Source organism: Herbaspirillum sp. WGmk3, from assembly GCF_023952535.1.
GTDB classification, from domain to species: domain Bacteria; phylum Pseudomonadota; class Gammaproteobacteria; order Burkholderiales; family Burkholderiaceae_D; genus Herbaspirillum; species Herbaspirillum huttiense.
On the sequence record NZ_JAKYWT010000001.1, the window covers coordinates 528,880 to 554,762 of the forward strand.

Genomic DNA, 25,883 nt, shown 5'->3' on the forward strand with positions numbered 1-25,883 from the left:
CGCCGGCTTCGTGCCGCCCTTTGAACCGCAGAGAGACTGCATGCCGATCCGCCCGATCCGACGCATCCTGCTGTGCACCTGCTTCACCGCTGCCATCCTGATGGCGGGCGGTGCGGCGCGGGCCGCCGGGCAGGATTTCTCGTTCGGCGTGATCAACCATGCCGCGCCCGGCGTCAAGGGCGACCAGGCGCTGCGCCAGGCCCTGACCGAGACCGATGCCGACAACCTCGCCTTCGTGGTGGTCAATGGCATCAAATCCCCCTCCGAAAGCTGTGATGACGCGCTCTATGCCGAGCGCCACGAGATGCTCTCGCAGGCACAGAACGGCATCTTCGTGTCGCTGGCTGGCAGCGACTGGATCACCTGCCGCGACCGCGAGAACCGCTCGGACGCCATCGAACGCCTGGCCCGCATGCGCGAGATCTTCTATGCCAGTGAATTCTCGCTGGGCGCGAGCCGGCTGCCGATGCTGCGCCAATCGCTCACGCCCAAGTTCCGCAGCTATACCGAAAACACCCGCTGGGAAATCGGCAACGTGCTCTTTGCCACTGTGAACCTGCCGGCGGCCAACAATCACTTCCTGCTCGATGGCGGCCGCAACAATGAGTTCGAGGACCGCCTCATCGCCAACCGCAACTGGCTGCAGCATCTGTTCGCCTTTGCCGCCTTGAAGAAGAGCGCGGCCATCGTCTTCTTCAGTGATGGCAATCCCTTCGGTCCGCCGCCCAAGCGTTCCTTCTTCCGCACTCAGCGCGATGGCTTTGCCGAGACGCGCAAGCTGTTCTCCGAGCTTGCCGGCAAGTTCCAGGGGCGGGTGCTGGTGGTACATGCCCAGGGCGGCAAGAACAAGACACCCGCCCATATCCTCTGGACCGGCAACCTGGGCAGTGTGGGCGTGGGTGAGCGCTGGCTCAAGGTGGTGGTGGATGACCATCTGCCACAGCTGTTTGCGGTGGCCGATGCGGATGGAGAACGGCGCTAGCTGCCCGATGCCAGGTACCAGACCCTTGCCGGTAAACGGATTTTTACGGTTTAAATGAAGAAAAACGCCCGCAGAGCGCATCTGCGGGCGTTTTTGCATGGTCGCCGGAAGGAAAATCCCGATTTCCGGGATCGGCTTGCGGCGCTGCGATCAGAATTCAGCGATCAGTTCAGCGGCTGGCTGCGGAAGTGGTCGCCGGCGTCGCCTTCATCTTCATCATCGTGGTGATGATGGTGGCCGTGGGCACCGTGGACGTGACCGTGGGCCACTTCTTCTTCGGAGGCGGCGCGCACTTCGGTGACCGCCAGTTCAAAGCGCAGCGCGATGCCGGCCAGCGGGTGGTTGCCATCGAGCACGGCCTTGCCGTCCGCCACTTCGGTGACGGTGAAGATGACCGACTCTTCGCTGTCGTCATCGGGCGAACCTTCGAACTGCATGCCCACTTCCAGCGGTTGCGGCAGGCGCTCGACCGGCTCGATCTTGACCAGCTCGGAATCATATTCGCCGAAGGCATCTTCCGGTTCGACCTGGATGGTGGTGCTGTAGCCGACTTCCTTGCCGTCCAGCGCTTCTTCGATCTTGGGCAGGGTGTTGTGATAGCCGCCGTGCAGGTAGACCATCGGCTCGCTGCTTTGCTCGATCAGGTTGTTCTGGGCATCCGACAGCTTGTAGTTGACGGAAACGACGGTATTCTTCGCGATCTTCATCGTAAGGGTCCTTTGTATCGATAGTGGTGCGGGAGCGGCAGCTGCTGCGGAAGCGTCGCGCGGGACACCTGCCACCCGGGTTGGGGCCTAAGAACCATCCCCTTGCCATTCCCGCGAGGCAAGGACGCTTTCAAAAACGGTATCTCGACTCCGCGATTATACCTGCATCAAACTTGGCCGCCGCCAATGGCGTACGGCTGCGCTGGCACCCTCTATAATGGCGACCATGAAAAAACTCGATCTGCTCGGCGGCATCACGCCCGCCCAATTCCTGCGTGACTACTGGCACAAGAAGCCGCTCCTGATCCGCAACGCCATCCCCAATTTCACCGCGCCGCTGCCGCGCCAGGAACTGTTCGACCTGGCCCGCCGCGATGATGTCGAATCGCGCCTCATCACCCATCGCACCGATGGCTGGGACATGCAGCACGGCCCCTTCAACAAGCTGCCGCCCCTGAAGCAAAAAGCCTGGACCCTGCTGGTGCAGGGCGTGAACCTGCACCATCCGGCCGCCGATGCCCTGCTGCGCCAGTTCCGCTTCGTGCCCGATGCACGCCTGGATGACCTGATGATCAGCTACGCCACCGATGGCGGCGGCGTCGGACCGCACTTCGATTCCTATGATGTTTTCCTGCTGCAGGCCCACGGACAACGCCGCTGGCGCATCAGCGCGCAAGACGACCTGACGCTGGAAGAAGGCGTGCCGCTGAAGATCCTCAGCCACTTCCAAGCCGAACAGGAATTCGTGCTGGAACCGGGCGACATGCTCTACCTGCCGCCGCAATACGCGCACGACGGCGTGGCCATCGGCGAATGCATGACCTATTCGGTCGGCTTCCGCTCGCCGGCCTACCAGGAACTGGGCGAATCCTTCCTTGAATTCATGATGGATACCATCGACCTGTCCGGCCGCTATGAAGATCCTGACCTGAAAGCCACCGCCAAGCCCGCCGAATTGCCACTGGACATGGTGGCGCGCATCCGCGACGAGCTCAACAAGATCCGCTTCACCGACGACGACATCACCATCTTCCTGGGCGAGCATCTGTCAGAGCCCAAACCCAGCGTTTTCTTCGAAGCACGGACCGAGGAATTATCTTTTGCTCGCTTTTTCCAGGGCGCGAAGAAACGCGGTCTGGCGCTGCATCGCAAGACGCGCATGCTGTACCGTGGCTCTCACGTCTTCATCAATGGCGAATCCTTCCAGGTCAATCGCGGCGACAAGGAGATCCTGGCGCGATTGGCAGACTCGCGTGTGCTGGAGAAATCCGACCTCGACCTGGCCTCCGAAGACCTGCTGGAAGCCTTGCATCAATGGCATGAAAGTGGCTGGCTCGACATCATTCGAGATTAATGAAATTTATTGCGGACACTTCTCGAAATTACTTTAGAAAATCCCGGAGAGCGGCTTGCGCCAAGACTTTCCGGGCCGCTGAAAAGGGATGTAAGTTCTTACAAATTCTTACGAATTCCCATAGTGGCGATGTGATTCCGGAAAAAAATAGCTATAATGATGGGCTGGAAAGTTTTCGTTGTCAGGCGTTGTTTCGGCAGTAAAAAGAAGCAAGAACCGAAGCCCGACCGTGAGGTCTTACCCGCGGCGAAAGCCTCCCAGTAGAGCGATAATTACCGGTAATTATTCATCGCACAATTTTTAAATATTGAAGGAATATTCATGAAAAAGACTCTGTTGATCGCTTCGTTGTTGGCTGTTGCCCTGGCTGCTTGCGGCAAGAAGGAAGAAGCACCGGCACCTGCTGCTGCTCCTGCTGCTGAAGCTCCGGCCGCTGCTGCTCCGGCTGCTGATGCAAAGCCGGCTGACGCCGCTCCTGCTGCTGACGCTGCCAAGCCGGCTGACGCCGCTGCCCCGGCTGCTGATGCGAAGCCTGCCGACGCTGCCGCTCCGGCCGCTGATGCAAAGCCGGCTGAAGCCGCTCCGGCCAAGTAATCTTCGGATTATTTTCGGAAAAAACCGGTCGCAAGACCGGTTTTTTTTCGTCCCGAGTTTTGTTGTCGTTTTGTTTTTGCCGGGCGTTCCAGTCCGAAACTTCATACCACTGTCTTTTCTCTTCACTTGGCACGTGAAGCAGCCTTCACTTCAGATCTCCCGGACATTGCCCTCGTTTGATCCAGCGCAAACCGCTCAGAACGGCCCAGGAACGCATCGCCGCATTCAATCCTGGCGCACCCACTGACAAGGACCTGACAAGCCCGCAGAAGCCGCATTTCTTATCGAAGACACAATATCGCAGCAGACGAGACGGAACAGCGGATCGGGATCAAATCAAGGCCCTTCAAGCTGAAGAAAAAGAGAAACAAATTGTTTCTGACGCAGCGCACCCAAGACACAGACAGCCTGACAAAGGGCTGACCCACTCGCGTTTTTCGATCAGACGTCCAGCCAGGCGAAGCCTTCTTCCTGACAGGCGATGCCGATCTCGCCAAAAGTGGTGCCGAGTACGCTTTCGATGGCCGCGCGGGCCAGTTCGGGAGTGTTGTTCTGCTGGCTCAGGTGAGCGCCGATGACGCGCTTGAGCCGGCTTTTGTCGAGCAGCCGCAGGATCTCGGCGCTGGCGTCGTTGGCCAGATGGCCGTAGTCGCCGCCGATGCGGCGCTTGAGGAAGGCGGGATAAGGCGAGCGATCCAGCATGTCGCGGTCGTGATTGCATTCCAGCAACAGCGCATCGCAGGCATCAAGGGCCTGCACCAGGTGCGCAGTCGGCTGGCCGGCATCGGTCAACACGCCGAGGCGACGATCACCATCGCTGGCCACGTACTGGACCGGCTCGCGGGCATCGTGCGGAACGGTATAGGGAGAGAGTTCGAGATCGCCGATGGCAAGCTTCTGGCCATCGGCGCAGAAACGTACATCGACATCGTTGGCCTGCTCGGCCACCGCCTGCCAGGTGCCATAACTGAGCCAGACCGGAATGCGATAGCGCCGCGCGAATTTGAAGACGCCGCTGACGTGGTCCGAATGTTCATGCGTGACCACGATGCCCGAGACATCGGAAGGATCCAGGCCCAGGCGCAGCATGCGCTTTTCGGCTTCGCGCAAAGTAAAGCCGCAGTCCAGCATGACCGTGGTCCCCGAGGAGGGACGCTGGTCGCCGGCTGCGGCCGAGATCAGCAGCGCATTGCCTTCGCTGCCGCTACCGAGGCTCGCGAACTTCATCTGAGCCCCGGGTCCTGCTTACTTCAGCTGTTCGTTGAGCAGACCGAGGATCTTGTCGGAGATACCCGAGGTATCCGGACCGCCCTCGCCGTTCTGCACGACGATGTTGCTGCTGTCGGAACCGGCACCCTTGACCACGATGCGGTACTTGGCAGCCTTCTTGTCCTTGTCCTTGGAGCTGAAGATGCGCGAGAAGAAACCGTCATCCTTCTTGTCCTTGGCATCCTGGTTCTGGTCCACGTAGCGCACGAAGTAGATGCCCTGGCTGCGGTCGCGGTCTTCCACGGTAAAGCCCACGCGGTCCAGTGCCAGGCCGACGCGACGCCATGCGCGGTCGAAGCCTTCATCCACTTGCACGCTGGTGCCGGTGGCGGTCTTCTGCAGGCGCGAACGGGCTTGCAGCGAGGGAGCATTGGCCACGGCTGCCTTGGCCTTGGTTTCTTCTGCACCCAGGCGCACCATCAGGCGCGACAGGAATTCAGCTTCCAGGCCAGGATCGGAGGGACGTGCGGTCCAGACCGAGGTTTCCTTGGCCGAACCGGTCAGCACTTCTTCGGCACCGCGATGGCTGATGAAGATTTCGGTGGTGCCGTTCGGGCCGCGTTCCAGACGGGTGCGGAACTTGTCGCGCTCGCCGGTGGAGTACAGCGAATCAAACACCTTGCCCAGGGTATTGCGGATGAAGTCCTGCGGGATCTTGGCGCGGTTCTCGGCCCAGTCGGTTTCCATCACGCCGGTATCGGGCGACTCGATGTTGATCAGGAATCCGCTGTCCTGCCAGAAGTCCTTGATCTGCGGCCACAGCTGTTCCGGGGTCTGCTTGACCACCAGCCAGCGCTGCGAGCCATCGCGCTCGATACGGATTTCGTTGCCCTTGGACGTCGGTGCCACGGAGGTGACATCGGTGGTCGGCTTGTTCTGCTGTTCCAGCTGGTAGCCGGAAGCAGTGGCCACACCCTTGTTGGCTTCGGGGATGGCGTAGCGGTTGTCGCGCTGCAGCTGGGTCAGGTCGGGCGGCACTTCCAGGCGCGGGCCACGGGCCTTTTCGGCGCTCTTGTAATCGATACGGTCGCCTTCGAGCATATTGCCGATGGACGAGCATCCTGCCAGTCCGGCCAGCGCCAGTGCGACGACGATGCTGCGTTGGGTAAGTGTGTACGCGGAGCGGGAGACCGGACGAACGTTATTGCTATTAGTCATATCGTTACTAGTGAAAGCGGAATCGGATTTCAGGAGACCTGCGCCAAAACGGCCAAGCCGATCAGTTTAAGACGCCGGACTCGCGCAGGGCAGCGCGCACGGTGTCGTGGAAGGACTCGCCCAGCGGCGCCAGCGGCAGGCGCATGCCCGACGGGATCAGACCCATCTCCTGCATGGCCCACTTGACCGGCACCGGGTTGGGTTCGACGAAGAGCTTGTTGTGCAGCGGCAGCAGCTTGTTGTTCAGTTCCACGGCACGGGCGATGTTGCCGCTCATGGCGGCCACGCACAGCTCGTGCATGTCGCGCGGGGCGACGTTGGCCGTCACCGAGATGTTGCCGGCGCCGCCATACAGCATCAAGGCGATGGCGGTGGCGTCGTCACCGGAGTAGACCGCGAAGTCCTTGGGGGCCAGGCGGATCAGGTCGGTGCCGCGGCCGATGTTGCCGGTAGCGTCCTTCACGCCCACGATGCCCTTGACCTGCGCCAGGCGCAGGATGGTCTCGTTGCTCATGTCTGCGACCGTACGGCCGGGCACGTTGTACAGGATCACCGGCAGATCCACCGCTTCGGCGATGGTCTTGAAGTGCAGGTACATGCCTTCCTGGGTCGGACGGTTGTAGTAGGGCACCACCTGCAGCGAGGCGTCGGCGCCGACCTTCTTGGCGAAGGCGGTCAGCTCGATGGCTTCGGCAGTGGAATTGCCGCCGGTACCGGCGATGATGGGGATGCGTTTGGCCGTGTGCTCGACCGCGACCTTGATCAGTTCGCAGTGCTCTTCCATCGAGACGGTGGGCGATTCGCCGGTGGTACCGACGATGACGATGCTGTCGGTTCCCTCGGCGATATGCCAGTCGATCAGCTTGCGCAGGCCATCGTAGTCGAGGCTGCCGTCCGGATGCATGGGAGTGACGATTGCAACAATGCTACCCTTGATCATGGTGTGCGTATGTAAGGTGGTGGTCAGAATAAAGGCCTGATTGTAGCGGATAGACGCCTCATCAGGTCAATTTGCGGCTGCCAGAGATGAAAGCGGACGTAAAAAAAACCGGAGAGCCCGCCCCTGCGGGCCCGCCAAAGGCCTGCAACCCGCTTGCCGCTGGTCAATAACCCAGCCCCATGGCTTCGCGCACGTCGCGCATGGTGTCCTGGGCCAGCTTGCGCGCCTTCTCGCAGCCATCGGCGACGATGGCGCGCACCAGCGAAGGATCGTCCAGGTAAGGCTGCGCACGTTCCAGCATCGGCTGCTGCTCCTGCAGGATGGCATCGATCACCGGTTGCTTGCACTCCAAGCAACCGATCCCGGCCGAACGGCAGCCCTTGGCGGCCCATTCCTTCACTTCCGGGGTGGAATAAACCTGGTGGAATTGCCAGACCGGGCATTTGTCCGGATCGCCCGGATCGCTGCGACGCACGCGCTGCGGGTCGGTCGGCATGGTCTTGACCTTCTTGGTGACCGAAGCGGCCTCTTCACGCAGGGCGATGGCGTTGCCATAGCTCTTGGACATCTTGGCCCCATCCAGCCCCGGCAGGCGTGAAGCTTCGGTGAGCATGGCCTGCGGCTCGGTGAGGATCAATTTGCGGCTGCCTTCGAGGTAGCCGAACAAACGTTCACGATCGATCATCGACAGGTTCTGGGCATCGTCCAGCATGGCCTTGGCCTGCTCCAAAGCTTCATCGTCGCCCTTTTCCTGGAATTGCGTACGCAGTTCCAGGTACAGCTTGGCGCGCTTGCTGCCCAGCTTTTTGGTGGCGGCCAGGGCCTTTTCCTCGAAGCCTTTTTCCTTGCCGTACAGGTGATTAAAGCGGCGCGCGATCTCGCGCATGATCTCGATGTGCGGCACCTGGTCTTCACCCACCGGCACCTGGCTGGCGCGGTAGATCAGCACGTCGGCCGCCTGCAGCAGCGGGTAGCCCAGGAAGCCGTAGGTGGCCAGATCGCGGTCGGCCAGCTTTTCCTGCTGGTCCTTGTAGGTCGGCACGCGTTCCAGCCAGCCAAGCGGGGTGGCCATGGACAGCAGCAGATGCAGCTCGGCATGCTCGGGCACGCGCGACTGGATGAACAGCGTGGCCTGGGAGGGATCAACCCCGGCGGCGAGCCAGTCGATCACCATTTCCCAGGTGCTGGTCTCGATCACGGAGGGATCGTCGTAATGGGTGGTCAGCGCGTGCCAGTCGGCCACGAAGAACAGGCAGGGCAGCTCGGATTGCAGCTTGACCCAGTTCTTCAGGGCACCGTGATAGTGGCCCAGGTGCAGCGCGCCCGTGGGGCGCATGCCGGAGACGACGCGGTCAGGATACATGGCGTTTGACGTTGGTTGGCAGGTGGCGGTTCGACATGAACAGGATCAGCGACATGAAGGATCAGAACAGCAAGGTGATGGGGAAGGTAATGAGCTGCAGCAGCTTGCCGGCCACATACATCACGGGGGCCATCCACCAGGCGTAAATCACCTTGAGCAGCACCAGCGCCATGACGATGAAGAAGCCATAGGGCTCGATCTGGGCGAATTTATACGCATATTTGTTCGGCAACAAGCTGGTGAGGATACGCCCGCCATCCAGCGGCGGAATCGGGAACAGGTTGAAGGCGAACATCACCAGGTTGGTCAGCACCCCCGCCCTGGCCATCAGTGTGAAGAATTCTTCCTGCACCCCGCCCAGCGCCAGGGCATAGATGGCCAGCATCCACAGCAGTGCCATGAAGAAATTGGCAGCGGGACCAGCCAGCGAGACCCAGGCCATGTCGCGCTTGGGCTTGCGCAGGTGGCCGAAGTTGATCGGCACCGGTTTGGCGTAGCCGAACAGGAAAGCGCCATTGGTGGCGAAGTACAGCATGATGGGAATGAGGATGGTGCCGAAGGGATCGATGTGCTTGAGCGGATTGAGGCTCATGCGCCCCATCGAATACGCCGTGGTATCCCCGAAAAACTTGGCCGCATAGGCATGGGCCGCCTCGTGCAGGGTGATGGCGAAGAGCACGGGCAGCGCGTAAACCGCGACGGTCTGGATGAGTTCATTCATGGGCGGGGATTTTAGCAGAGGGACAACGAACTGCCCCGGATTCGCTCGGGGCCGCTTCCGCTGGCCGGATGTGGGTGAACAAAAACTCGCTCAGGCAGCCTGCAAACCGAAGATGCCTGCATCTCCCCTGCCCTGGCGTACCAGCACGGGTTCATTGTCATCGGTGAGATCAATCACGGTGGTCGGCTCCAGGCTGCAGGCACCGCTGTCGATGACCAGTTCGATCTGCTTTTCCAGATGGCTGCGGATGTCTTCGGCGCTGGTCAGCGGCAGATCTTCGTCCGGCAGGATCAGGGTGGTACCCAGCAGCGGCTGTCCCAGTTCTTCCAGCAGCATGTGGGCGATGCGGTTCTCCGGCACGCGCAGGCCGATGGTCTTGCGCGAGGGGTGCGAGAGGCGGCGCGGCACTTCCTTGGTGGCTTCCAGGATGAAGGTATAGGCACCGGGGGTGGCGGCCTTCAGCAGGCGGTACTGGCGGTTGTCCACCTTGGCGTACTGGGCGATCTCGGAGAGGTCGCGGCACAGCAGGGTCAAGTGGTGCTTGTCGTCCACGCCACGGATGCGGCGCACACGCTCCACGGCATCCTTGTTGTCCAGCTGGCAGACCAGCGCGTAGCAGGAGTCGGTGGGCAAGGCCACCAGGCCGCCCTTGTGGATGATCTGCGCGGCTTGCTTGATCAGGCGCAGTTGCGGGTTGTCGGGGTGAATCTCGAAAAACTGGCTCATGATGCGGTTTCCGTTTCCAATCCAAATCCAAATCGTAAAAAGCACAACGGCGGTGTCGCCACCGCCGTTGTCGCTGCCCACCGGGCTTAGCGCTGGCCGCGCAGGGCGGCGATGCGCTGTTCCAGCGGCGGGTGTGTCGAGAACAGCGCCATGATGCCGGGCTTGTCGCTGATGCCCAGGGCTGCCATGTTCTGCGGCAGGCCTTCCGGCGAAAAGCCGCCCAGGCGCGCCAGGGCATTGATCATCGGCTGGGGCGTGCCCAAGAGGCGCGCCGCACCGGCATCGGCGCGGAATTCACGATGGCGCGAGAACCAGGCCACGATGATCGAGGCACCGATACCGAAGACGATCTGGCACACCATCACCGTCACCATGTAGCCGATGCCGGGGCCGGAGGACTCGTTGTTGCGGCGCAGGGCCGAATCCACGAAATAGCCGACCACCCGCGACAGGAACACCACGAAGGTATTCACCACGCCTTGGATCAGGGTCATCGTCACCATGTCGCCATTGGCGATATGGGCCACCTCGTGGCCCAGCACGGCTTCCACTTCGTCCTGCGTCATGCCCTGCAACAGGCCGGTGGAGACCGCCACCAGGGCCGAATCGCGGAAGGCACCGGTGGCAAAGGCATTGGGTTCGCCGTCATAGACCGCCACCTCCGGCATGCCGATCCCGGCGCGCTGGGCCAGCTTGCCCACGGTCTGCAGCAGCCAGGCTTCAGTACCGTTCATGGGCGTTTCGATCACGCGCGCGCCGGTGGACCACTTGGCCATGCTCTTGCTCATCAGCAAGGAGATGATCGATCCGGTGAAACCGACCACCAGCGAGAACACCAGCAACATCGGCAGGTTCAGGCCGGAACGAGTGAGGAAGCGGTCCACGCCCAAGAGGGAGAGGATCACGCTCATCACCACCAGCACGGCGATGTTGGTGGCGATAAACAGCAGGATGCGTTTCATCGGGGAAAACTCCTATCGGAAAAGTGGTTATTAGATAGGAATCGGCCGGCTGAATTCAAGGGCTTCACAGCCCCCAGTCGTGCCAGACCGGCTTGACCCCGGTGGGCAGCGGCGGCAGTCCGCCCAGGTCCATGCGCGACTCGCCCGGACCGTGGAAATCCGAGCCCATCGAGGCCAGAAAGCCATAGCTGCGCGCTACCTGGGCGTATTCCTGGTACTGCTCCGGCGTATGGCTGCCGGTATTGACTTCGATGGCCTCACCGCCCAGTTGCTTGAACTCGTCGAACAGGGCGCCGAACTGGGTCTGGGTGTACTTGTAGCGGCCCGGATGGGCGATCACCGCCACCCCGCCTGCCCCGCGGATCCAGCGCACCGATTCTTCCAGCGTGGCCCAGCGGTGCGGCACGTAGCCGGGCTTGCCTTCGGTGAGGTAGTTGGCGAAGACTTCCTTGGTATCGCAGCAGGTGCCGCATTCGACCAGGTAGCGCGCAAAGTGCGTGCGCGAGATCAGGTCGGGATTGCCCACATGCTTCAACGCGCCTTCATACGCGCCGCAGATGCCGTGCCGGTCGAGCGCCTCGGCGATCTCGCGGGCACGGCGTTCGCGGCCGTTGCGGGTGGCGGCCAGGCCGTCGACCAGGGCCTGGTTGGTCTCGTCGATGCGCAAGCCCACGATATGCACCGTATGCCCGGCCCAGGTGACCGAAATTTCCACGCCGGCCACATGCCCCATGCCCAGCGCGCGCGCAGCCGCCCGGGCGCGCGCCACGCCGCCCACTTCATCGTGGTCGGTCAGCGCCCACACGCCCACGCCATTGGCCTTGGCGCGCGCGGCCACCTCTTCCGGCGGCAGCAGGCCGTCGGAGACGTTGGAATGGCAATGCAGATCGAACTTGAGTTCAGACATAGGAAGTCGCAATGACCTCAGCGACCGCGCCGGTCGCTTGTGGCTGCCGTCGGTCAGGGAGGTCCGGGTGATTGGAATGCGTCCATTTTACGCGCTTGATGCCAACCCCGCACTGCACCGCACGATGCGGCCGGCCTCACGCCGGCTGCTGCAGGAAAGCCTCGATCAGTTGTGCCAGCCGCTCGGGCTGGTCGTGATGCAGCATGTGGCCGGCGTCGGCGATCATCTCCACCTGCGTCTTGGGGATACAGGCGATGCGGCGGTCGATTTCTTCACGTTTCAACGAGGCCGGACCGAAGAAACGCCAGATATCGCTGTCTATCGCCTCGATCCACAGCACCGGGGCGGTAATGCGGCTCCAGCAGGCCATCATTTCATCGACCCGGTACAGGATGGGGCTGACCTGCTTGTGGGCCGGATCCCCCAGAATCTGCCACAGGCCGCTCTCATCCTGCTGCGCCCAATGCTGGGCCAGGAAACCGGCGCGCTCGTCCGAGAGGCGCGCATTGTTCTTCTGCAGCCGCGCCGCGACCTCTTCGAGCGTCTCGTAGCCGCGCAATACGGGACGATTCTTCATCTCGTCCAGCCATTGCGTGAAGCGTCCCGGCGCCTGCTCCGGCTTGGCCGTGGGCAGGCCGATGCCTTCCAGGTTGACCAGCCGCTTGATGCGCTGGGGGCGCACGCCCGCATACAGGCTCACCACATTGCCGCCCATGCTGTGGCCAAGCAGGTTGATGGCCTCCTCACCGGCGTAGTGGTCGAGGATGGCATCGAGGTCGGCCAGGTAATCGGGGAACCAGTAGGACTGCGCCGGGGCCCGCTCGGTCAGGCCGAAACCGCGCCAGTCGGGAGCAATTACGTGCCATTCCCCTTGCAGGGCATCGACCATGAACTGGAACGACGCCGACATATCCATCCAGCCATGCATCATGAATATCTTGGGGGCCTGGGGGTCGCCCCAGTGGCGCACGTGGTAGCGCAGGCCGCGCACGTCGAGGAATTCGGAACGGGAGATTTTCTTGGCGATGGTTTGGCGCATGGCTTGTCTTTTTTGTCGGTACGGCGGGGCGGAACGAAGGATCAAGCCGCAAAGTATAGACAAAAGTGAACGATCGTGCGTCCGCCCTGCCCCGCGAACCGCCTCAGGGCAGGAAACGTCCGAGGTCGAAGGTGGAGGTATGACCGATCTGGGCGAAGTTCTGCTCCAGCCATTCCGAGGCCCGCTCGCGGCCCTGTTGGAACAGGCTGCCGATGAAACTGGCCTGGGTATTGAGCTTGGAGAGGTTGGTCAGCTGCTCCATGAGCTCATTGGCATCGATCATGTGGATGTTGAGCTGGCGCAGCCGCCGTTCCAGCGAGCCGAAGGCCAGAGTGGAATTCTCGGCCTCGCGCTTGGCCAGGGCCAGTCCGCTCAGCTCGGTGAAGAAGGCCGAGCTGAAGCTGATTTCCGAGAGCCGCTGGCCGATGTCGTGGCTGGAAGTGGGCGTGCCGGCGCGACGGCTGGGATGCAGCAGCACCACCATCACGTCACGTGCGGCACAGGAATGCAAGAGCGGGAAAATCGGCGGATTGGCGGTCAGGCCGCCATCCCAATAGGCTTCGCCATCGATCTCGATGGGCCGGTGCAGCGAAGGCAGGCAGGCCGAGGCCAGCAGCACTTCCACCGACAGATCGGGGTTGCGGAAAATCTTCAGCGTGCCGGTACTGACCTGGGTGGCCGCAATGAACAATTTCAGCTCACGCTGGTTGCGCAGGCGTTCGAAATCGACCTGCTCCACCAGGATGTCGCGCAGGGGATTGATATCCAGCGGATTGAGTTGCGTGGGCGAGAAGAAGCGCGTCATCGCCAGCAGCGCCTGCATACCGGGCATGGGCGTGGGGTTGGCGATGACGGGCGCGCCTTCGGCCGTGACATGGTCCAGCGGCACGCCATTGGAGAGCGCCGTCCAGAAGCGCTCCAGCGCCGCACGGGCACCGTCGCGGCCGTCCTGCACGTAGCCCTGGGCCATCACCGCCGCATTCATGGCCCCGGCCGAGGCACCGCTGATGCCTTCCAGGTCCAGCCGGCCATCCTCCAGCAAACGATCCAGCACGCCCCAGGTGAAGGCGCCATGCGAGCCCCCGCCTTGCAGGGCCAGACTGACGATCTTGTTCGACATGATGTCCTTTATCTTCACGTGCCGCGTGACAGACCCGCACAATGTGGCCGGGCGCATGCGCAGTGCCGCGCTGTCACGCCGGCGTCACCACTTCAGCTTATGCTGCACTGCACTATCATGGTATAACAGGAAGACGACTGGAGATAGTGGCAGCTTGGAGAGACATTCTGGTTCCAGCAGGAAACATCTGGCTATCCAGCTCAGCCATTGTAACCATGTACTGACGTAACGACGGACACAGCAGAGGACACATGAAATCGATTTGCGTATATTGCGGTTCTTCCCCCGGCGCTTCCCCGGCCTATGCCGAGGCAGCGCGCAAGCTGGCCCAGGAGATGGTGAAGAACAACATCGCCCTGGTCTATGGCGGCGGCAATGTGGGCCTGATGGGCATCATCGCCAGTGAAGTCATGAAGCTGGGCGGCGAAGCCACCGGCGTCATCCCCAAAGCCTTGCTGGACAAGGAACTGGGCCACGACGGCCTGACCCGCCTGCACATCGTCAAGGACATGCACGAACGCAAGGCCATGATGGCCGAGCTCTCCGATGGCTTCGTGGCCATGCCCGGCGGCATGGGCACCCTGGAAGAACTGTTCGAAGTGCTGACCTGGGCCCAGCTGGGCTTCCACTACAAGCCGATCAGCCTGTACAACGTGGAGGGCTTCTACAACAACCTGATCGCCTTCGTCGATCACCTGGTCTCGCAGCGCTTCGTCAGCAGCGACCAGTCCGGGCTGATGATGCATGAGGCCGATCCGGTCAAGCTGATCGAGCGCTTCCAGACCTTCAAGCCGACCTACAAGACCAAGTGGGCCGATCGTGAAGCGGTCGCCAACCTGGTGCCCTGACACCGGTTTTTTACAAAAGCGTTCATCTGGCGACACCAACGACAACGCCCGTCCCTCTTGCGAGGCGACGGGCGTGTCGTTTCATTCACTTCGGCCTGGAACCGCCGTCCCGGCGGGCTTGCAGCTTCAGGCCTCCAGCGCCTGGCGGAAATCGGCCACCAGGTCATCGGTATCTTCCAACCCCACGGACACACGAATGAGCGACTCGGCGATGCCCATGCTGGCGCGGCGCTCGGCCCCCATCTCGTAGAAGATGGTGTGCGCCACCGGGATCACCAGCGTGCGTGTATCGCCCAGGTTGCTGGCGGCCACGGCCAGGTTCAGCCGGTTGAGGTAATCGAAGCAATCGATGCTGTCCTTCAGCTCGAAGGACATCAGGCTGCCGAAGGAGCGGAACAGCTGCTTGCACAAGGTGTGCTGGGGATGCGACTCCAGCCCCGGATAGTGGACTGCCGCCACGCGCGGATCAGCTTCCAGCATCTGGGCCAGCGCCAGCGCATTCTTGCATTCACGTTCCTGGCGCAGGGCCATGGTCTCGGCGCCAACGGCGATGTGGTGCGCCGCTTCCGGGCCCAGCGTGGCGCCAAAGTCGCGCAATGCCTTGGCGCGGATCTGCGCCATGCCCCATTGCGGGGCCGGGTTCTTCTTGTAGCTGTCGGCGATGTGCGGGTAGCGCGTCCAGTCGTATTCACCGGTATCGGTCAGGGCGCCACCGAGGGCATTGCCGTGGCCGCCGATGGACTTGGTCAGCGAATTGACGACCAGGCCGGCACCGACCGTCTTGGGACGGAACAGGTAAGGCGAGGTCATGGTGTTGTCCACCACGTAGAGGATGCCGCGCTCGCGGCACAGCTCGCCGATGCGCTTCAAGTCCGCCACCTGGGTGCGCGGGTTGGCGATGGTTTCCACGAAGACCAGGCGGGTCTGCGGCGTGATGGCCGCTTCCACGTTCTTCACATCGGTGGCATCGACCATGGAGACCTTGGCCCCCTGCGCGCCCACCGTCATCCACAGGCTGTTGGTATTGCCGAACAGGAAAGCCGAGGACACCACATGATCACCCTCGCGCAGCAGACCCTGGACGATGGCACCAATGGCGGCCATGCCGGTGGCGAAGCAGATGGTGGACTTGCCGTCCTCCATCTTGGTGATCTTGTCTTCCAGCGCCGAGACGGTCGGGTTGCCCTGGCGGCCATAGCGATAGCCGGGCTGCTTGCCCTGGAACACTTCGGCCAGCTGGCGCGCATCTTCATAGCCGAAGGTCACGGAGGTGTGGATGGGCTTGTGCAGCGACCCGTGTTCGATGCCCTTCTGGCGGTCGCTGTGGAGGATGGTGGTGGTGAAGCCGTAGGTCTTTTTATCGTTCATCGCGTGATCGGAAAAGCAGAAGAAATGAGCAAGGCCGGCGCACGGCCAAAGGCAAAATGATAAGCCAGATTCCCGTCGGCTGGTTTGCATGGCACCTCAACGCAAAACGCCGGTGCCGCCAAAGCGGCCACCGGCGTCCTGGTCCAGCCTGGAATCAGACGGCGGGGATCAGTCCACGCGCGCCAGGTTCAGGTTCAGCTGGGAACGCACCACATCTTCCAGCGCCGGCTTGGGATTCTTGCGGGCGTATTCGATGCGGTCCAGGTATTCCTGGGTGATGTCGCCGGTGATGTAGTGACCATCGAAGCAGGAGGCCTCGAATTGCTTCAGGGCCGGGTTGGCGTCGGAGATGGCACGTTTCAGGGCTTCCACATCCTGGTACACCAGGGCGTCGGCGGTGATCTCGCGGCAGACTTCTTCGTCGCTGCGGCCGAAGGCGATCAGTTCGTCACGGGTCGGCATGTCGATGCCGTACACGTTGGGGAACTTCACCGGCGGCGCGGCCGACGCGAAGATCACGTTCTTGGCGCCCGACTCGCGGGCCATCTGCACGATTTCACGGCTGGTGGTGCCGCGCACGATGGAGTCATCCACCAGCAGCACGTTCTTGCCCTTGAATTCGCTGCCGATGGCGTTGAGCTTCTGGCGCACCGACTTCTTGCGCAGCGCCTGGCCCGGCATGATGAAGGTACGGCCGATGTAGCGGTTCTTGATGAAGCCTTCGCGGTACTCGATGCCCAGCTTGAGGGCCAGTTCCATGGCCGCCGGACGCGAGGAATCGGGAATCGGCATGACCACGTCGATCTCGCCATGCTTGAACTGGCTGCGGATCTTGTCGGCCAGGAATTCGCCCATCTTCAGACGGGTGGCGTAGACCGAAGCGCCATCGATGATGGAGTCCGGACGGGCCAGGTAGACGTATTCAAAGGCACAGGGGTTCAGCGTCGGGTTCTCGGCGCATTGCTGGTTGTACAGCTTGCCGTCGTTGTCGATGAAAATCGCTTCACCCGGGTTGACGTCGCGCAGGAAGCGGAAGCCCATGCCTTCCAAGGCCACCGATTCGCTGGCCATCATGTATTCGATGCCCTTGTCGCTCTCGTTGAAGCCCAGGCACATCGGACGGATGCCGTACGGATCGCGGAAGCCCAGCAGACCGTAACCGGCGATCTGCGCCACCACGGCGTAGGAGCCGCGCACGCGCTTGTGGACCATGGCCACGGCCTTGAAGAGCGCAGCCGGGTCCAGCGAGTAGCCGGTAGTGGCTTGCTGGATCTCGTGGGCCAGCACGTTCAACAGCACTTCGGTATCGGAATCGGTGTTGATGTGGCGGCGATCGTTCTTGAACATCTCGATCTTCAACTGTTCCGCATTGGTCAGGTTGCCGTTGTGCGCCAGGATGATGCCGAAGGGGGCATTGACGTAGAAGGGCTGCGCTTCTTCTTCCGAGGACGAGCTGCCTGCGGTCGGGTAGCGCACCTGGCCGATGCCGGTGTTGCCGGGCAGCGAGCGCATGTTGCGGGTACGGAACACGTCGCGCACCAAGCCATTGGCCTTGTGCATCGAGAAACCGTTGCTGTGGTTGGTTGCGATCCCCGCCGCATCCTGGCCGCGGTGCTGCAGCAGCAGCAGCGCGTCATACAGCATCTGGTTGACGGGACTATGAGAGACGATACCGACGATGCCACACATGGTGGACTCCTAACGAAAAACGAAAACGAAAATGAACCACGACTGCCACGCCACTCCCGCGATACTATGGTCCCCGCCACGGGGCGCCCATCCGCTCACACCGGAGTGGAAAAACTCACATGCTCGGCCAGCTTGCCCGGCAGGTAGGGCAGCACCGCTTCGGCGGCCTGCTCGACCCAGGGACTGAAGCGCGCCTGCTTCCAGAAATCCTGTTGCGGAATGGCCGTGGTACCGCACAGCAAGGCCACCGCCACCACCAGCAATACCCCACGCGCCACACCGAAAATGCTGCCCAGCGTGCGATCGAGGAAACCCAGGCCGGTCGCCTTGACCAGCTCGCCCAGCGTCTTGGCCACCAGCGCCATCAACAGGCGCGTGCCGATGAAGAGCGCAATGAAGGCCACGATCAAGCGGGTCAGTTCACCGGGCACCACATCCGGCAACATGCCCGACAGCGCCTCGCCATAAGTATTGGCCACCACCAGCGCGACGATCCAGCCGGCCAGCGACAACACCTCGCGCACCAGTCCGCGCAGGGTGCCGATGATCACCGAACAGGCCAGGATCAGCAGCACCAGGTAGTCAAATATCGTCACGATGACAACAATATGCGGCTATCTGTAGCCAAATTCAAGCAGGAACAATCGTGGCATTCAGGCCCAGCTTCTTGATTCGGCCGCCCATGCGTTCGGCTTCCTCGCGGCTGGCGAAGGGGCCGACGCGAATCCGCGTGCGCTCTCCTGCCTCGGTTGCGATCTTTTGCGTGTACGAATGGATGCCAGCGGCGCTGAGCTTGTTGCGCAATTCATTGACCTTGTCCTGAGTGGCCAGCGCAGCCACCTGGATGACGAACTTGCCACCGGCCGCAGCCGGTTTCTTTTCCGCCGGGGCCGCAGCGGCACTGGCCGGCTTGCCCTCGAGAATGGCCAGCGCGCGTGCGGCATCGTCGTCGGCAGTGTGCGCAGGCGCCTTGGGCTTGGCGGCTTCCTTCTTCGGTTCTTCCTTGTGCTCGGCCACGGCCGGCTTCTTTTCCTCGGCCTTGGGGGCGGGCTTTTCAGTATGCTTTTCCACCGGCTTGTCAGCCGGCTTCTCGACCACCTTGGGTGCCACGGCAGCCACCGGCGGCGTCACCGGCTGGGCCGGGGCAGCCGGCGTGGCCGCTGCTGCGGGCTCAGGGGCGATGCTGGACGGCTCGACGATCTCTTCCTTCTGGTCCAGCGAAGCCTGCTTGGCATCACGGCCACCCGGCTGGGCCACGCCGGAAGCCGGCTGGTCCTTGGACGGGATCTGGATGGCGATGTCGTCGTTGAGCGGCTTGGGCTCGGAATCGAGGATCATCGGCAACACGATCACCACGGCCAGCGTCAGCGCGACGGCACCGATCAGGCGGCGGCGGGCACGTTTCTTTTCCGGCAACAGCGGATCGGCAGCGGCATCCTTGCCGGCCTTGCTGCGGCTGCTGCGGGCAGAACCGGCGGCACCACTGGCCGCACTTCGGCTGCTACGGCTGCGGATGACGGAAGATTGCTCCTCGGAACGTGAACGGAAGGACCCTTGGTCAGCAGAAGAATCCTGCTTGTTTTTACGGAAAAACGAGAACAAGCCCATGCGGAGTCGTCTTGAATTGATCTGGAAATCGTGGAAAACCTGCCTGGCCACTCAGGTCCTGGCACCGTCTGGCAAGGACGGCCGGCTCCGGAACGCGGGTTCGGAATCAGTGCAGACCGGGGCGGCGCGCCTGCATGACGCCGGCTACGGTCAGGAAGGACCCGAAAACCACAATTCTATCATTCTCCCCTGCTCTGCTTAATGCATTTGCATACGCCTCGGCCGGTGTAGTGAAGGTTTCTACGCTGCGTGCCGCGTCCCGCCTGAATTCCGGCTGCACGCCGGCCCCCAGCAGGGCTTCCTTGAGCTGTTGCGCGCTGGCCGCGCGCGGCAGCGGCAGGTCGGTCACGCACCAGTGGTCGATCTTGTCCTTGAGGTGGCCGATGACGCCTTCGATGTCCTTGTCCAGCATGGAGCCGAACACCGCATAGGTGTAGGGGTGGAAGCCCATGTTGTCGAGGTTTTGCGCCAGCGTGGCGGCCGCATGCGGGTTGTGGGCCACGTCCAGGATCACCAGCGGCTGGCCCGGCAGTACCTGGAAGCGGCCCGGCAGCTCCACCGTGGCCAGGCCGGTGCGCACCTCCTGGGCACCCACCGGCAGCACTTCGCGCAGGGCTTCCAGCGCAGCCAGGGCGGCCGAGGCGTTGAGGATCTGGTTGGCACCGCGCAGGCTGGGATAGGCCAGCGAATTGCGGCGCATGCCGCGCCCGCCATAGGCCCATTGCTGCTTGTCGCCCTGGTAGTTGAAGTCGCGGCCCATGAGCCACAGGTCGGCACCGATCTTCTCGGCGTGAGCGATGAGCGACTTGGGCGGCACCGGGTCGCCGCACACGGCGACCTTGCCGGGACGGAAGATGCCGGCTTTCTCGAAACCGATCTCTTCGCGCGTCTCGCCCAGGTATTCGGTGTGGTCGATGTCGATGCTGGTGACGATGGCCACATCGGCATCGATCACGTTGACCGCATCCAGGCGGCCGCCCAGACCGACTTCCAGGATCACCACATCCTGCCGGGCATCGGCCAGCAGCTTCATGATGGCCAGGGTGGTGAATTCGAAATAGGTCAGCGAGATGTCGCCGCGCTGGGCCTCCACCGCCTCGAAGGCGGCGATCAGTTGGGCATCGCTGGCCATGTCGCCGGACAGGCGGGCGCGCTCATTGAAATGCAGGAAATGCGGCTTGATGTACAGGCCCACGCGATAACCGGCGCGCAGCAGGATGGATTCCAGCATGGCGCAGGTGGAACCCTTGCCATTGGTGCCGGCCACCATGATGACGGGGCAGTCGAAGCGGATGTCGAGCTTTTCCTTGACGGCCAGCACGCGGTCCAGGCCCATGTCGATCTGCTTGAAGTGGCGTTGTTCCAGCAGGGCCAGCCATTCGTTCAAGGTGGCGGGAGTCGGGGAGGCTTGGGAAGTCATGGCGCGTCTCGGTCGGTGAAGCTGCTGCTCGAAAAACGGATTACGGATTACGGATTACGGCTTGCGGATGTCGAAAAGACAAAGCCCGGATTTGCACTTCTGCAAATCCGGGCCTGAAGTATAGCGGCTAATCAGGAAACCGTTTCGGCGGACTGATTTTGCAGCAGGGCCAGCAGATGGGCGATTTCCTCGCGCATCTTGCGGCGGTCGACGATCATGTCGATGGCGCCCTTGGTGACCAGGAATTCAGCACGCTGGAAGCCTTCGGGCAGCTTCTCTCGCACCGTGTTCTCGATCACGCGCGGACCGGCAAAGCCGATCAGGGCCTTGGGTTCGGCCATCACCACGTCGCCCATGAAGGCGAAGGACGCCGAGACGCCGCCCATGGTCGGGTCGGTCAGCACGCTGATGAAGGGCAGCTTCTTTTCCGACAGCTTGGTCAGCATGGCGGTGGTCTTGGCCATCTGCATCAGCGACAGCAGGCCTTCCTGCATGCGCGCACCGCCGGTGGCGGTGATGCAGATGAAGGGGACCTTCTGTTCCAGCGCCGCCTGGGCGCCGCGCGCAAAGCGCTCGCCAACCACGGAGCCCATGGAACCGCCCATGAATTCGAACTCGAAGCAGGCCACCACGACCGGCAGGGTCATGATGGCGCCGCCCATGACCACCATGGCGTCGGTTTCGCCGGTGGATTCCATGGCGTCCTTGAGGCGATCAGGGTACTTCTTGCTGTCCTTGAACTTCAGGGTATCGACCGGCAGGGCTTCCTGGCCGATCTCATAGCGGCCGCCTTCGTCGAGCAGGGCATCGAGACGAGCGCGGGCGCGGATGCGCATGTGGTGGCTGCACTTGGGGCAGACATGCAGGTTCGATTCCAGGTCGGTACGGTACAGCACGGCCTCGCAGGAGGGGCACTTGACCCACAAACCTTCCGGGATGGCTTTGCGGCTGGTGGAACCGCGTTGAATCTGGGGTGGCAATAACTTCTCGAGCCAGCTCATAGAGACCTCATAGATGTTTCCGGTGGCGCGCATTGTACCAGAGCCCACCGGCGGCGGACGTAAAGCACGGTCATGCTTTCCGGCGAGCAAGTAAATTCACGCTGCCCGCTTGCGCCGTATCAAAAAACAAAGCCTCCGGACGCTGCCGGAGGCTCCTCATTGCGCTCCCCTGCCCTGCCGGACCGGGACGCTGCCGCTCAGGCGTCCAGCGCCTGGCGGATATCGGTGACGAAGGCTTGCACCGCTGCGCAGGCCTGGTCATGCGGGGTGTTTTCCAGTTCGGCAATGATGCGGCTGCCGATCACGACTGCATCGGCCACGCTGCCGACGGTACGGGCGGTCGCGCCATCACGGATGCCGAAGCCCACCGCGATGGGCAGCTTCACGTGCTGGCGGATGGCGGCGATGCGCTCGGCCACTTCGGCCGTGTCGATGTGGCCGGCGCCGGTGACGCCCTTCAACGAAACGTAATAGCAGAAGCCGCTGCTGACGGCCGCCACCTGGCGGATACGTTCTTCCGAAGAGGTCGGGGCCAGCAGGAAGATCGGGTCCATGCCCCTGGCCTGCATCTTTTGGGAGAATTCTTCACATTCCTCGGGCGGATAGTCCACCACGATGGTGCCATCCACGCCCGCTTCGCTGGCCGCGGCGATGAAGGCATCGACGCCAAAGCGTTCGATGGGATTGGCATAGCCCATCAGCACGATGGGCGTGTGGCTGTTGGTCTTGCGAAATTCGCGCACGTAGCCCAGCACGTCGTGGGTGCTGATGCCGAATTTCAGGGCGCGTTCGCAGGCGCGCTGGATCACCGGGCCTTCGGCCATGGGGTCGGAGAACGGCACACCCAGTTCGAGGATGTCGACGCCGCCGGCCACCAGCGCATGCAGCAGCGGCACGGTCAGCTCGGGGGCCGGGTCACCGGCCGTAATGAAGGTAATGAGCGCCTTGCGCTTCTGCTCGGCCAGTTGGGAAAAGGTGGTCTGGATTCTGGACATGATGATATGAAGTTTTTTGTCGAAACTGCCGACCGGCTCCAAAGAGCCGACCGGCACGTGCGGGCCAGCTGGGCCGATCAACCCTGATGCTGTTGCACGGTATGCATGTCCTTGTCCCCACGGCCGGACAAGTTGACCAGCACGATCTGGTCCTTGGGCAAGGTCGCCGCCAGCTTGGCCGCATGGGCCAGGGCATGGCTGGACTCCAGCGCCGGGATGATGCCTTCGATGCGGCAGCAGTTATGGAAGGCTTCCAGCGCTTCTTCATCGGTGATGCAGGCGTAGCTGGCGCGGGCGCTGTCCTTCAGCCAGGCGTGTTCCGGACCCACTCCCGGATAATCCAGGCCGGCCGAGACCGAATGGGTCTCGATGATCTGGCCGTTGGCATCCTGCAGCAGGTAAGTGCGGTTGCCGTGCAGCACGCCGGGCGAGCCCAGGGTCAGCGAGGCCGAGTGACGGCCGGTGTCCAGGCCGTCGCCGGCGGCTTCCACGCCGACCAGCTTGACGTCCGGATAGTCGATGTAGGGATAGAAGATGCCCATGGCGTTGGAACCGCCACCGACGCAGGCCACCACGTAGTCCGGCTGGCGCGAGGCGATTTCCGGCATCTGCTGGATGCACTCGTTGCCAATCACCGACTGGAAGTCGCGCACCATCATCGGATAGGGGTGCGGACCGGCGACGGTACCGATGATGTAGAAGGTAGTCTCGACGTTGGTAACCCAGTCGCGCATGGCTTCATTGAGCGCATCCTTCAAGGTCTTGGAGCCGGATTCCACCGGCACCACCTTGGCACCCAGCAGGTTCATGCGGTAGACGTTCTGCAGCTGGCGCTTCACGTCTTCGCTGCCCATGTAGACGATGCATTCCATGCCGAAGCGCGCACAGATGGTGGCGGTCGCCACGCCGTGCTGGCCGGCGCCGGTCTCGGCGATGATGCGCTTCTTGCCCATGCGCTTGGCCAGCAAGGCCTGGCCGATCACGTTGTTGATCTTGTGGGCGCCGGTGTGGTTCAGGTCTTCGCGCTTGAAGTAGATCTGCGCGCCGCCGGCGATCTCGGACCAGCGCTTGGCGTGATACACGGGGCTGGGGCGGCCGACGAAATGTTTCAGTTCGGTATGGAATTCGGCCAGGAACTGTTCATCGTGCTGATATTTCGCATAGGCGTCGCGCAGCTCGTTCAAGGCCAGGGTCAGCGTCTCGGAGACGAAGCTGCCGCCGTAGGGACCGAAGTGGCCGCGGGCGTCGGGCAGGTTGTAATGGGCCGTCTGGTGCAGGGCGGCGGCGGGAATGGCTTGACGCTCGGCGAAACCGCCGAGGGGATTCAATTCTTTCATGGTGTTCCTCTGAAACTCTGTGGGGTGTGCTACGCAGGGGTAGCATCCGCCAGACGCACGGCCTGGATGAAGGCCTCTATCCTGGCGGCATCCTTGATGCCCTTGGCGGCTTCGACGCCACTGCTGATGTCGACCGCGTAAGGGCGAACGCCAGCGACCGCCTCAGTGACGTTGTGTACGCTCAAGCCACCACTCAAAACGGCCCGAGGCGCGAGTTCTTTTGGAATGAGAGACCAATCGAAAACCTTTCCGCTGCCGCCATACTCCTCGACCAGAGTGTCGAGCAGCAGTCCGGTGAAAAACGGACTGGCAGAGCGATATGCCTGCTCGTATTCTAACAAATCCGCGGGCTGCGTCGAACTTCCTATTCTGGCCGCGCGTATGAAGGGTCTGACAACGGCCCGGGCGATGGCGGCGCACTGCTCGGGCGTCTCGTCGCCGTGGAACTGCAGCACCGTGAGCGGCGCCTCGGCCAGTACCTGCTGCACCTCTTCCAGGGTCGGATTGACGAACAGCCCGACGATGCTCACGAAAGGCGGCACCGCACGGGCGAGCTCGCCGGCACGCTGCGGCGTCACGTAGCGCGGGCTCTTGGGATAGAACACCAGGCCCAGCGCATCGGCGCCGGCGGCCACGGTGGCGCGGACATCTTCTTCACGGGTCAGGCCACAGATCTTGATGCGGGTACGAAAGCTCATGGAGATTGCCTCATGGGTGAAAACTTCTACGGACCTGGCGGCTGACAGCCTCACAACCAGGGCCAGGACCGCGCCTCCTGCGGCAGCGCCCAGCTATCCGGGTAGTCGACCCGCGCCAGGTACAGGCCGTCTGGCATGAAAGTCGGTGCGGCGCGGCTGCGATCGCGCAGGGCCAGCACCTCCCCCATCCATTCCGGTCCGTGCTTGCCGCTGCCGACCACGATCAGCGAACCGACGATGTTGCGCACCATGTGGTGCAGGAAGGCATTGGCCTTGAGGGTGAAAACGATCATGTCGCCATGGCGGCGCACGGCGATGCTTTCCATCTTGCGCACCGGCGACTTGGCCTGGCACTCCACGGCGCGGAAGCTGGTGAAGTCATGTTCACCGATCAGGTATTGCGCGGCGCGGTGCATGCGGTCAGCGTCCAGCGGGCGGAAAGTCCAGCCAGCCTTGCCGGCCAGCAGCGGCGAGCGCACCGCGTGGTTGTAGAGCACGTAGTGATAAGTACGGGCGATGGCCGAAAAACGTGCATGGAAGCCGAACTGCGCCAGGCTCTCCGCCCCTTCCCGCTCGGCCCCGTGCAACTCGGCCGCCTGGGCCGCAGCGCTGGCGCCGGCGATGGCCGCGTCATCCACCCAGGGCAGTTCGCAAGCCCAGCGCACCGCGATCGTGGGCGGCAAAAACGCATTGGTGCCACGCACCCAGGAAAAGCTGTCGCGGGCAATGGCCGTGTCGAAATGCACGACCTGCTCCAGCGCGTGGACGCCCGAATCAGTGCGGCCGGCGCAGGTGGTGGCAATCGGAGTCGTGCTGAAGCGCCGCAGGGCGGCTTCCAGCTGGTCCTGCACGGTCTGGCGGTGCGGCTGGGTCTGCCAGCCCTGCCAGCTGGCGCCGTCGTATTGCACGCCCAGCACCACACGGCGCAGGCCCTCGGACGGGGAAGAAAGTTCTGTCATGGATGTTCACTGCCTGCCGCAAGCGGCCGGGTTCCTGCGCAAGCCTGCAGAAAGCTTCATACAGCCCGCACACCACGGTCTGGCGGCACGATAAAAAACGAACGGGCAGCTCATGCGA

The 25,883-nt window shown here is 62.7% G+C and carries 25 protein-coding genes; 4 read left to right on the forward strand and 21 right to left on the reverse strand.

The window, feature by feature from the left end:
- Positions 1 to 40: 40 nt before the first annotated feature.
- A complete protein-coding gene (locus MKD49_RS02165; RefSeq protein ID WP_252695328.1) occupies positions 41 to 982 on the forward strand; it encodes a hypothetical protein in 942 nt (313 codons plus the stop codon).
- Between the two features lie 164 nt (positions 983 to 1,146).
- Here MKD49_RS02165 and MKD49_RS02170 read toward each other — a convergent pair whose 3' ends face one another.
- Complete coding sequence (locus MKD49_RS02170; protein ID WP_088754969.1) at positions 1,147 to 1,689, reverse strand: peptidylprolyl isomerase; 543 nt, start codon at positions 1,687 to 1,689, stop codon at positions 1,147 to 1,149.
- A 226-nt stretch (positions 1,690 to 1,915) separates the two neighbouring features.
- Here MKD49_RS02170 and MKD49_RS02175 point away from each other — a divergent pair, with 226 nt between their 5' ends.
- Entirely contained in the window at positions 1,916 to 3,043 is a 1,128-nt protein-coding gene (locus MKD49_RS02175) for a cupin domain-containing protein (protein ID WP_252695329.1), read from the forward strand.
- 321 nt (positions 3,044 to 3,364) lie between these two features.
- Positions 3,365 to 3,637, forward strand: coding sequence for a hypothetical protein (locus MKD49_RS02180; protein ID WP_075259113.1), 273 nt, complete (start codon positions 3,365 to 3,367; stop codon positions 3,635 to 3,637).
- Between the two features lie 441 nt (positions 3,638 to 4,078).
- On the opposite strand, the gene MKD49_RS02185 is transcribed toward MKD49_RS02180, so the two are convergent.
- The 10 genes from MKD49_RS02185 to MKD49_RS02230 form a co-directional block, all read right to left on the reverse strand.
- A complete protein-coding gene (locus MKD49_RS02185; RefSeq protein WP_039784690.1) occupies positions 4,079 to 4,864 on the reverse strand; it encodes an MBL fold metallo-hydrolase in 786 nt (261 codons plus the stop codon).
- Positions 4,865 to 4,882: 18 nt separating this feature from the next.
- On the reverse strand, positions 4,883 to 6,064 hold the full coding sequence (gene bamC, locus MKD49_RS02190; protein ID WP_121044981.1) for an outer membrane protein assembly factor BamC: 1,182 nt from the start codon (positions 6,062 to 6,064) through the stop codon (positions 4,883 to 4,885).
- A gap of 61 nt (positions 6,065 to 6,125) precedes the next feature.
- A complete protein-coding gene (gene dapA, locus MKD49_RS02195) occupies positions 6,126 to 7,004 on the reverse strand; it encodes a 4-hydroxy-tetrahydrodipicolinate synthase (RefSeq protein WP_039784688.1) in 879 nt (292 codons plus the stop codon).
- 163 nt (positions 7,005 to 7,167) lie between these two features.
- Positions 7,168 to 8,367, reverse strand: a complete 1,200-nt coding sequence (locus MKD49_RS02200; protein WP_204725764.1) for a tryptophan--tRNA ligase — start codon at positions 8,365 to 8,367, stop codon at positions 7,168 to 7,170.
- 61 nt (positions 8,368 to 8,428) lie between these two features.
- Positions 8,429 to 9,088 carry a site-2 protease family protein gene (locus tag MKD49_RS02205; RefSeq protein ID WP_039784686.1) on the reverse strand — a complete coding sequence of 220 codons (660 nt, stop codon included), beginning with the start codon at positions 9,086 to 9,088 and terminating at the stop codon, positions 8,429 to 8,431.
- A 90-nt stretch (positions 9,089 to 9,178) separates the two neighbouring features.
- Positions 9,179 to 9,814: an L-threonylcarbamoyladenylate synthase gene (locus tag MKD49_RS02210; protein ID WP_121044987.1), complete on the reverse strand. Its 636-nt coding sequence runs from the start codon at positions 9,812 to 9,814 to the stop codon at positions 9,179 to 9,181.
- An 86-nt stretch (positions 9,815 to 9,900) separates the two neighbouring features.
- On the reverse strand, positions 9,901 to 10,776 hold the full coding sequence (htpX, locus tag MKD49_RS02215; protein ID WP_252695330.1) for a protease HtpX: 876 nt from the start codon (positions 10,774 to 10,776) through the stop codon (positions 9,901 to 9,903).
- A 64-nt stretch (positions 10,777 to 10,840) separates the two neighbouring features.
- On the reverse strand, positions 10,841 to 11,683 hold the full coding sequence (locus tag MKD49_RS02220) for a 3',5'-nucleoside bisphosphate phosphatase (protein WP_252695331.1): 843 nt from the start codon (positions 11,681 to 11,683) through the stop codon (positions 10,841 to 10,843).
- Between the two features lie 136 nt (positions 11,684 to 11,819).
- Positions 11,820 to 12,722 carry an alpha/beta fold hydrolase gene (locus MKD49_RS02225; RefSeq protein ID WP_121044993.1) on the reverse strand — a complete coding sequence of 301 codons (903 nt, stop codon included), beginning with the start codon at positions 12,720 to 12,722 and terminating at the stop codon, positions 11,820 to 11,822.
- A gap of 103 nt (positions 12,723 to 12,825) precedes the next feature.
- Complete coding sequence (locus MKD49_RS02230; protein WP_209584048.1) at positions 12,826 to 13,842, reverse strand: patatin-like phospholipase family protein; 1,017 nt, start codon at positions 13,840 to 13,842, stop codon at positions 12,826 to 12,828.
- A gap of 251 nt (positions 13,843 to 14,093) precedes the next feature.
- On the opposite strand from MKD49_RS02230, the gene MKD49_RS02235 reads away from it, so the two are divergent.
- A complete protein-coding gene (locus MKD49_RS02235) occupies positions 14,094 to 14,690 on the forward strand; it encodes a TIGR00730 family Rossman fold protein (RefSeq protein WP_121044995.1) in 597 nt (198 codons plus the stop codon).
- 126 nt (positions 14,691 to 14,816) lie between these two features.
- On the opposite strand, the gene MKD49_RS02240 is transcribed toward MKD49_RS02235, so the two are convergent.
- The 10 genes from MKD49_RS02240 to MKD49_RS02285 all read right to left on the reverse strand — a co-directional run bounded on the left by MKD49_RS02240 (position 14,817) and on the right by MKD49_RS02285 (position 25,765).
- Positions 14,817 to 16,058 (reverse strand): cystathionine gamma-synthase family protein, encoded by a 1,242-nt coding sequence (locus tag MKD49_RS02240; protein ID WP_252695332.1) that lies wholly within the window; start codon positions 16,056 to 16,058, stop codon positions 14,817 to 14,819.
- 168 nt (positions 16,059 to 16,226) lie between these two features.
- Positions 16,227 to 17,747: an amidophosphoribosyltransferase gene (gene purF, locus MKD49_RS02245; RefSeq protein WP_088754955.1), complete on the reverse strand. Its 1,521-nt coding sequence runs from the start codon at positions 17,745 to 17,747 to the stop codon at positions 16,227 to 16,229.
- Between the two features lie 95 nt (positions 17,748 to 17,842).
- Positions 17,843 to 18,343: a CvpA family protein gene (locus MKD49_RS02250; protein WP_252695333.1), complete on the reverse strand. Its 501-nt coding sequence runs from the start codon at positions 18,341 to 18,343 to the stop codon at positions 17,843 to 17,845.
- Between the two features lie 34 nt (positions 18,344 to 18,377).
- Positions 18,378 to 19,355, reverse strand: a complete 978-nt coding sequence (locus MKD49_RS02255; RefSeq protein WP_121045000.1) for an SPOR domain-containing protein — start codon at positions 19,353 to 19,355, stop codon at positions 18,378 to 18,380.
- Between the two features lie 106 nt (positions 19,356 to 19,461).
- The gene (gene folC, locus MKD49_RS02260; protein WP_121045001.1) at positions 19,462 to 20,775 is read right to left on the reverse strand and encodes a bifunctional tetrahydrofolate synthase/dihydrofolate synthase; all 1,314 of its coding nucleotides are present in this window, start codon (positions 20,773 to 20,775) and stop codon (positions 19,462 to 19,464) included.
- A 131-nt stretch (positions 20,776 to 20,906) separates the two neighbouring features.
- Positions 20,907 to 21,776: an acetyl-CoA carboxylase, carboxyltransferase subunit beta gene (accD, locus tag MKD49_RS02265; protein ID WP_034331674.1), complete on the reverse strand. Its 870-nt coding sequence runs from the start codon at positions 21,774 to 21,776 to the stop codon at positions 20,907 to 20,909.
- Positions 21,777 to 21,973: 197 nt separating this feature from the next.
- The gene (gene trpA / locus MKD49_RS02270) at positions 21,974 to 22,771 is read right to left on the reverse strand and encodes a tryptophan synthase subunit alpha (protein WP_034331676.1); all 798 of its coding nucleotides are present in this window, start codon (positions 22,769 to 22,771) and stop codon (positions 21,974 to 21,976) included.
- A gap of 77 nt (positions 22,772 to 22,848) precedes the next feature.
- On the reverse strand, positions 22,849 to 24,108 hold the full coding sequence (gene trpB, locus MKD49_RS02275) for a tryptophan synthase subunit beta (protein ID WP_034331673.1): 1,260 nt from the start codon (positions 24,106 to 24,108) through the stop codon (positions 22,849 to 22,851).
- A 29-nt stretch (positions 24,109 to 24,137) separates the two neighbouring features.
- The gene (locus tag MKD49_RS02280) at positions 24,138 to 24,806 is read right to left on the reverse strand and encodes a phosphoribosylanthranilate isomerase (protein WP_252695334.1); all 669 of its coding nucleotides are present in this window, start codon (positions 24,804 to 24,806) and stop codon (positions 24,138 to 24,140) included.
- A gap of 50 nt (positions 24,807 to 24,856) precedes the next feature.
- Positions 24,857 to 25,765, reverse strand: coding sequence for a tRNA pseudouridine(38-40) synthase TruA (locus tag MKD49_RS02285; protein WP_209584055.1), 909 nt, complete (start codon positions 25,763 to 25,765; stop codon positions 24,857 to 24,859).
- Between the last annotated feature and the right edge of the window lie 118 nt (positions 25,766 to 25,883).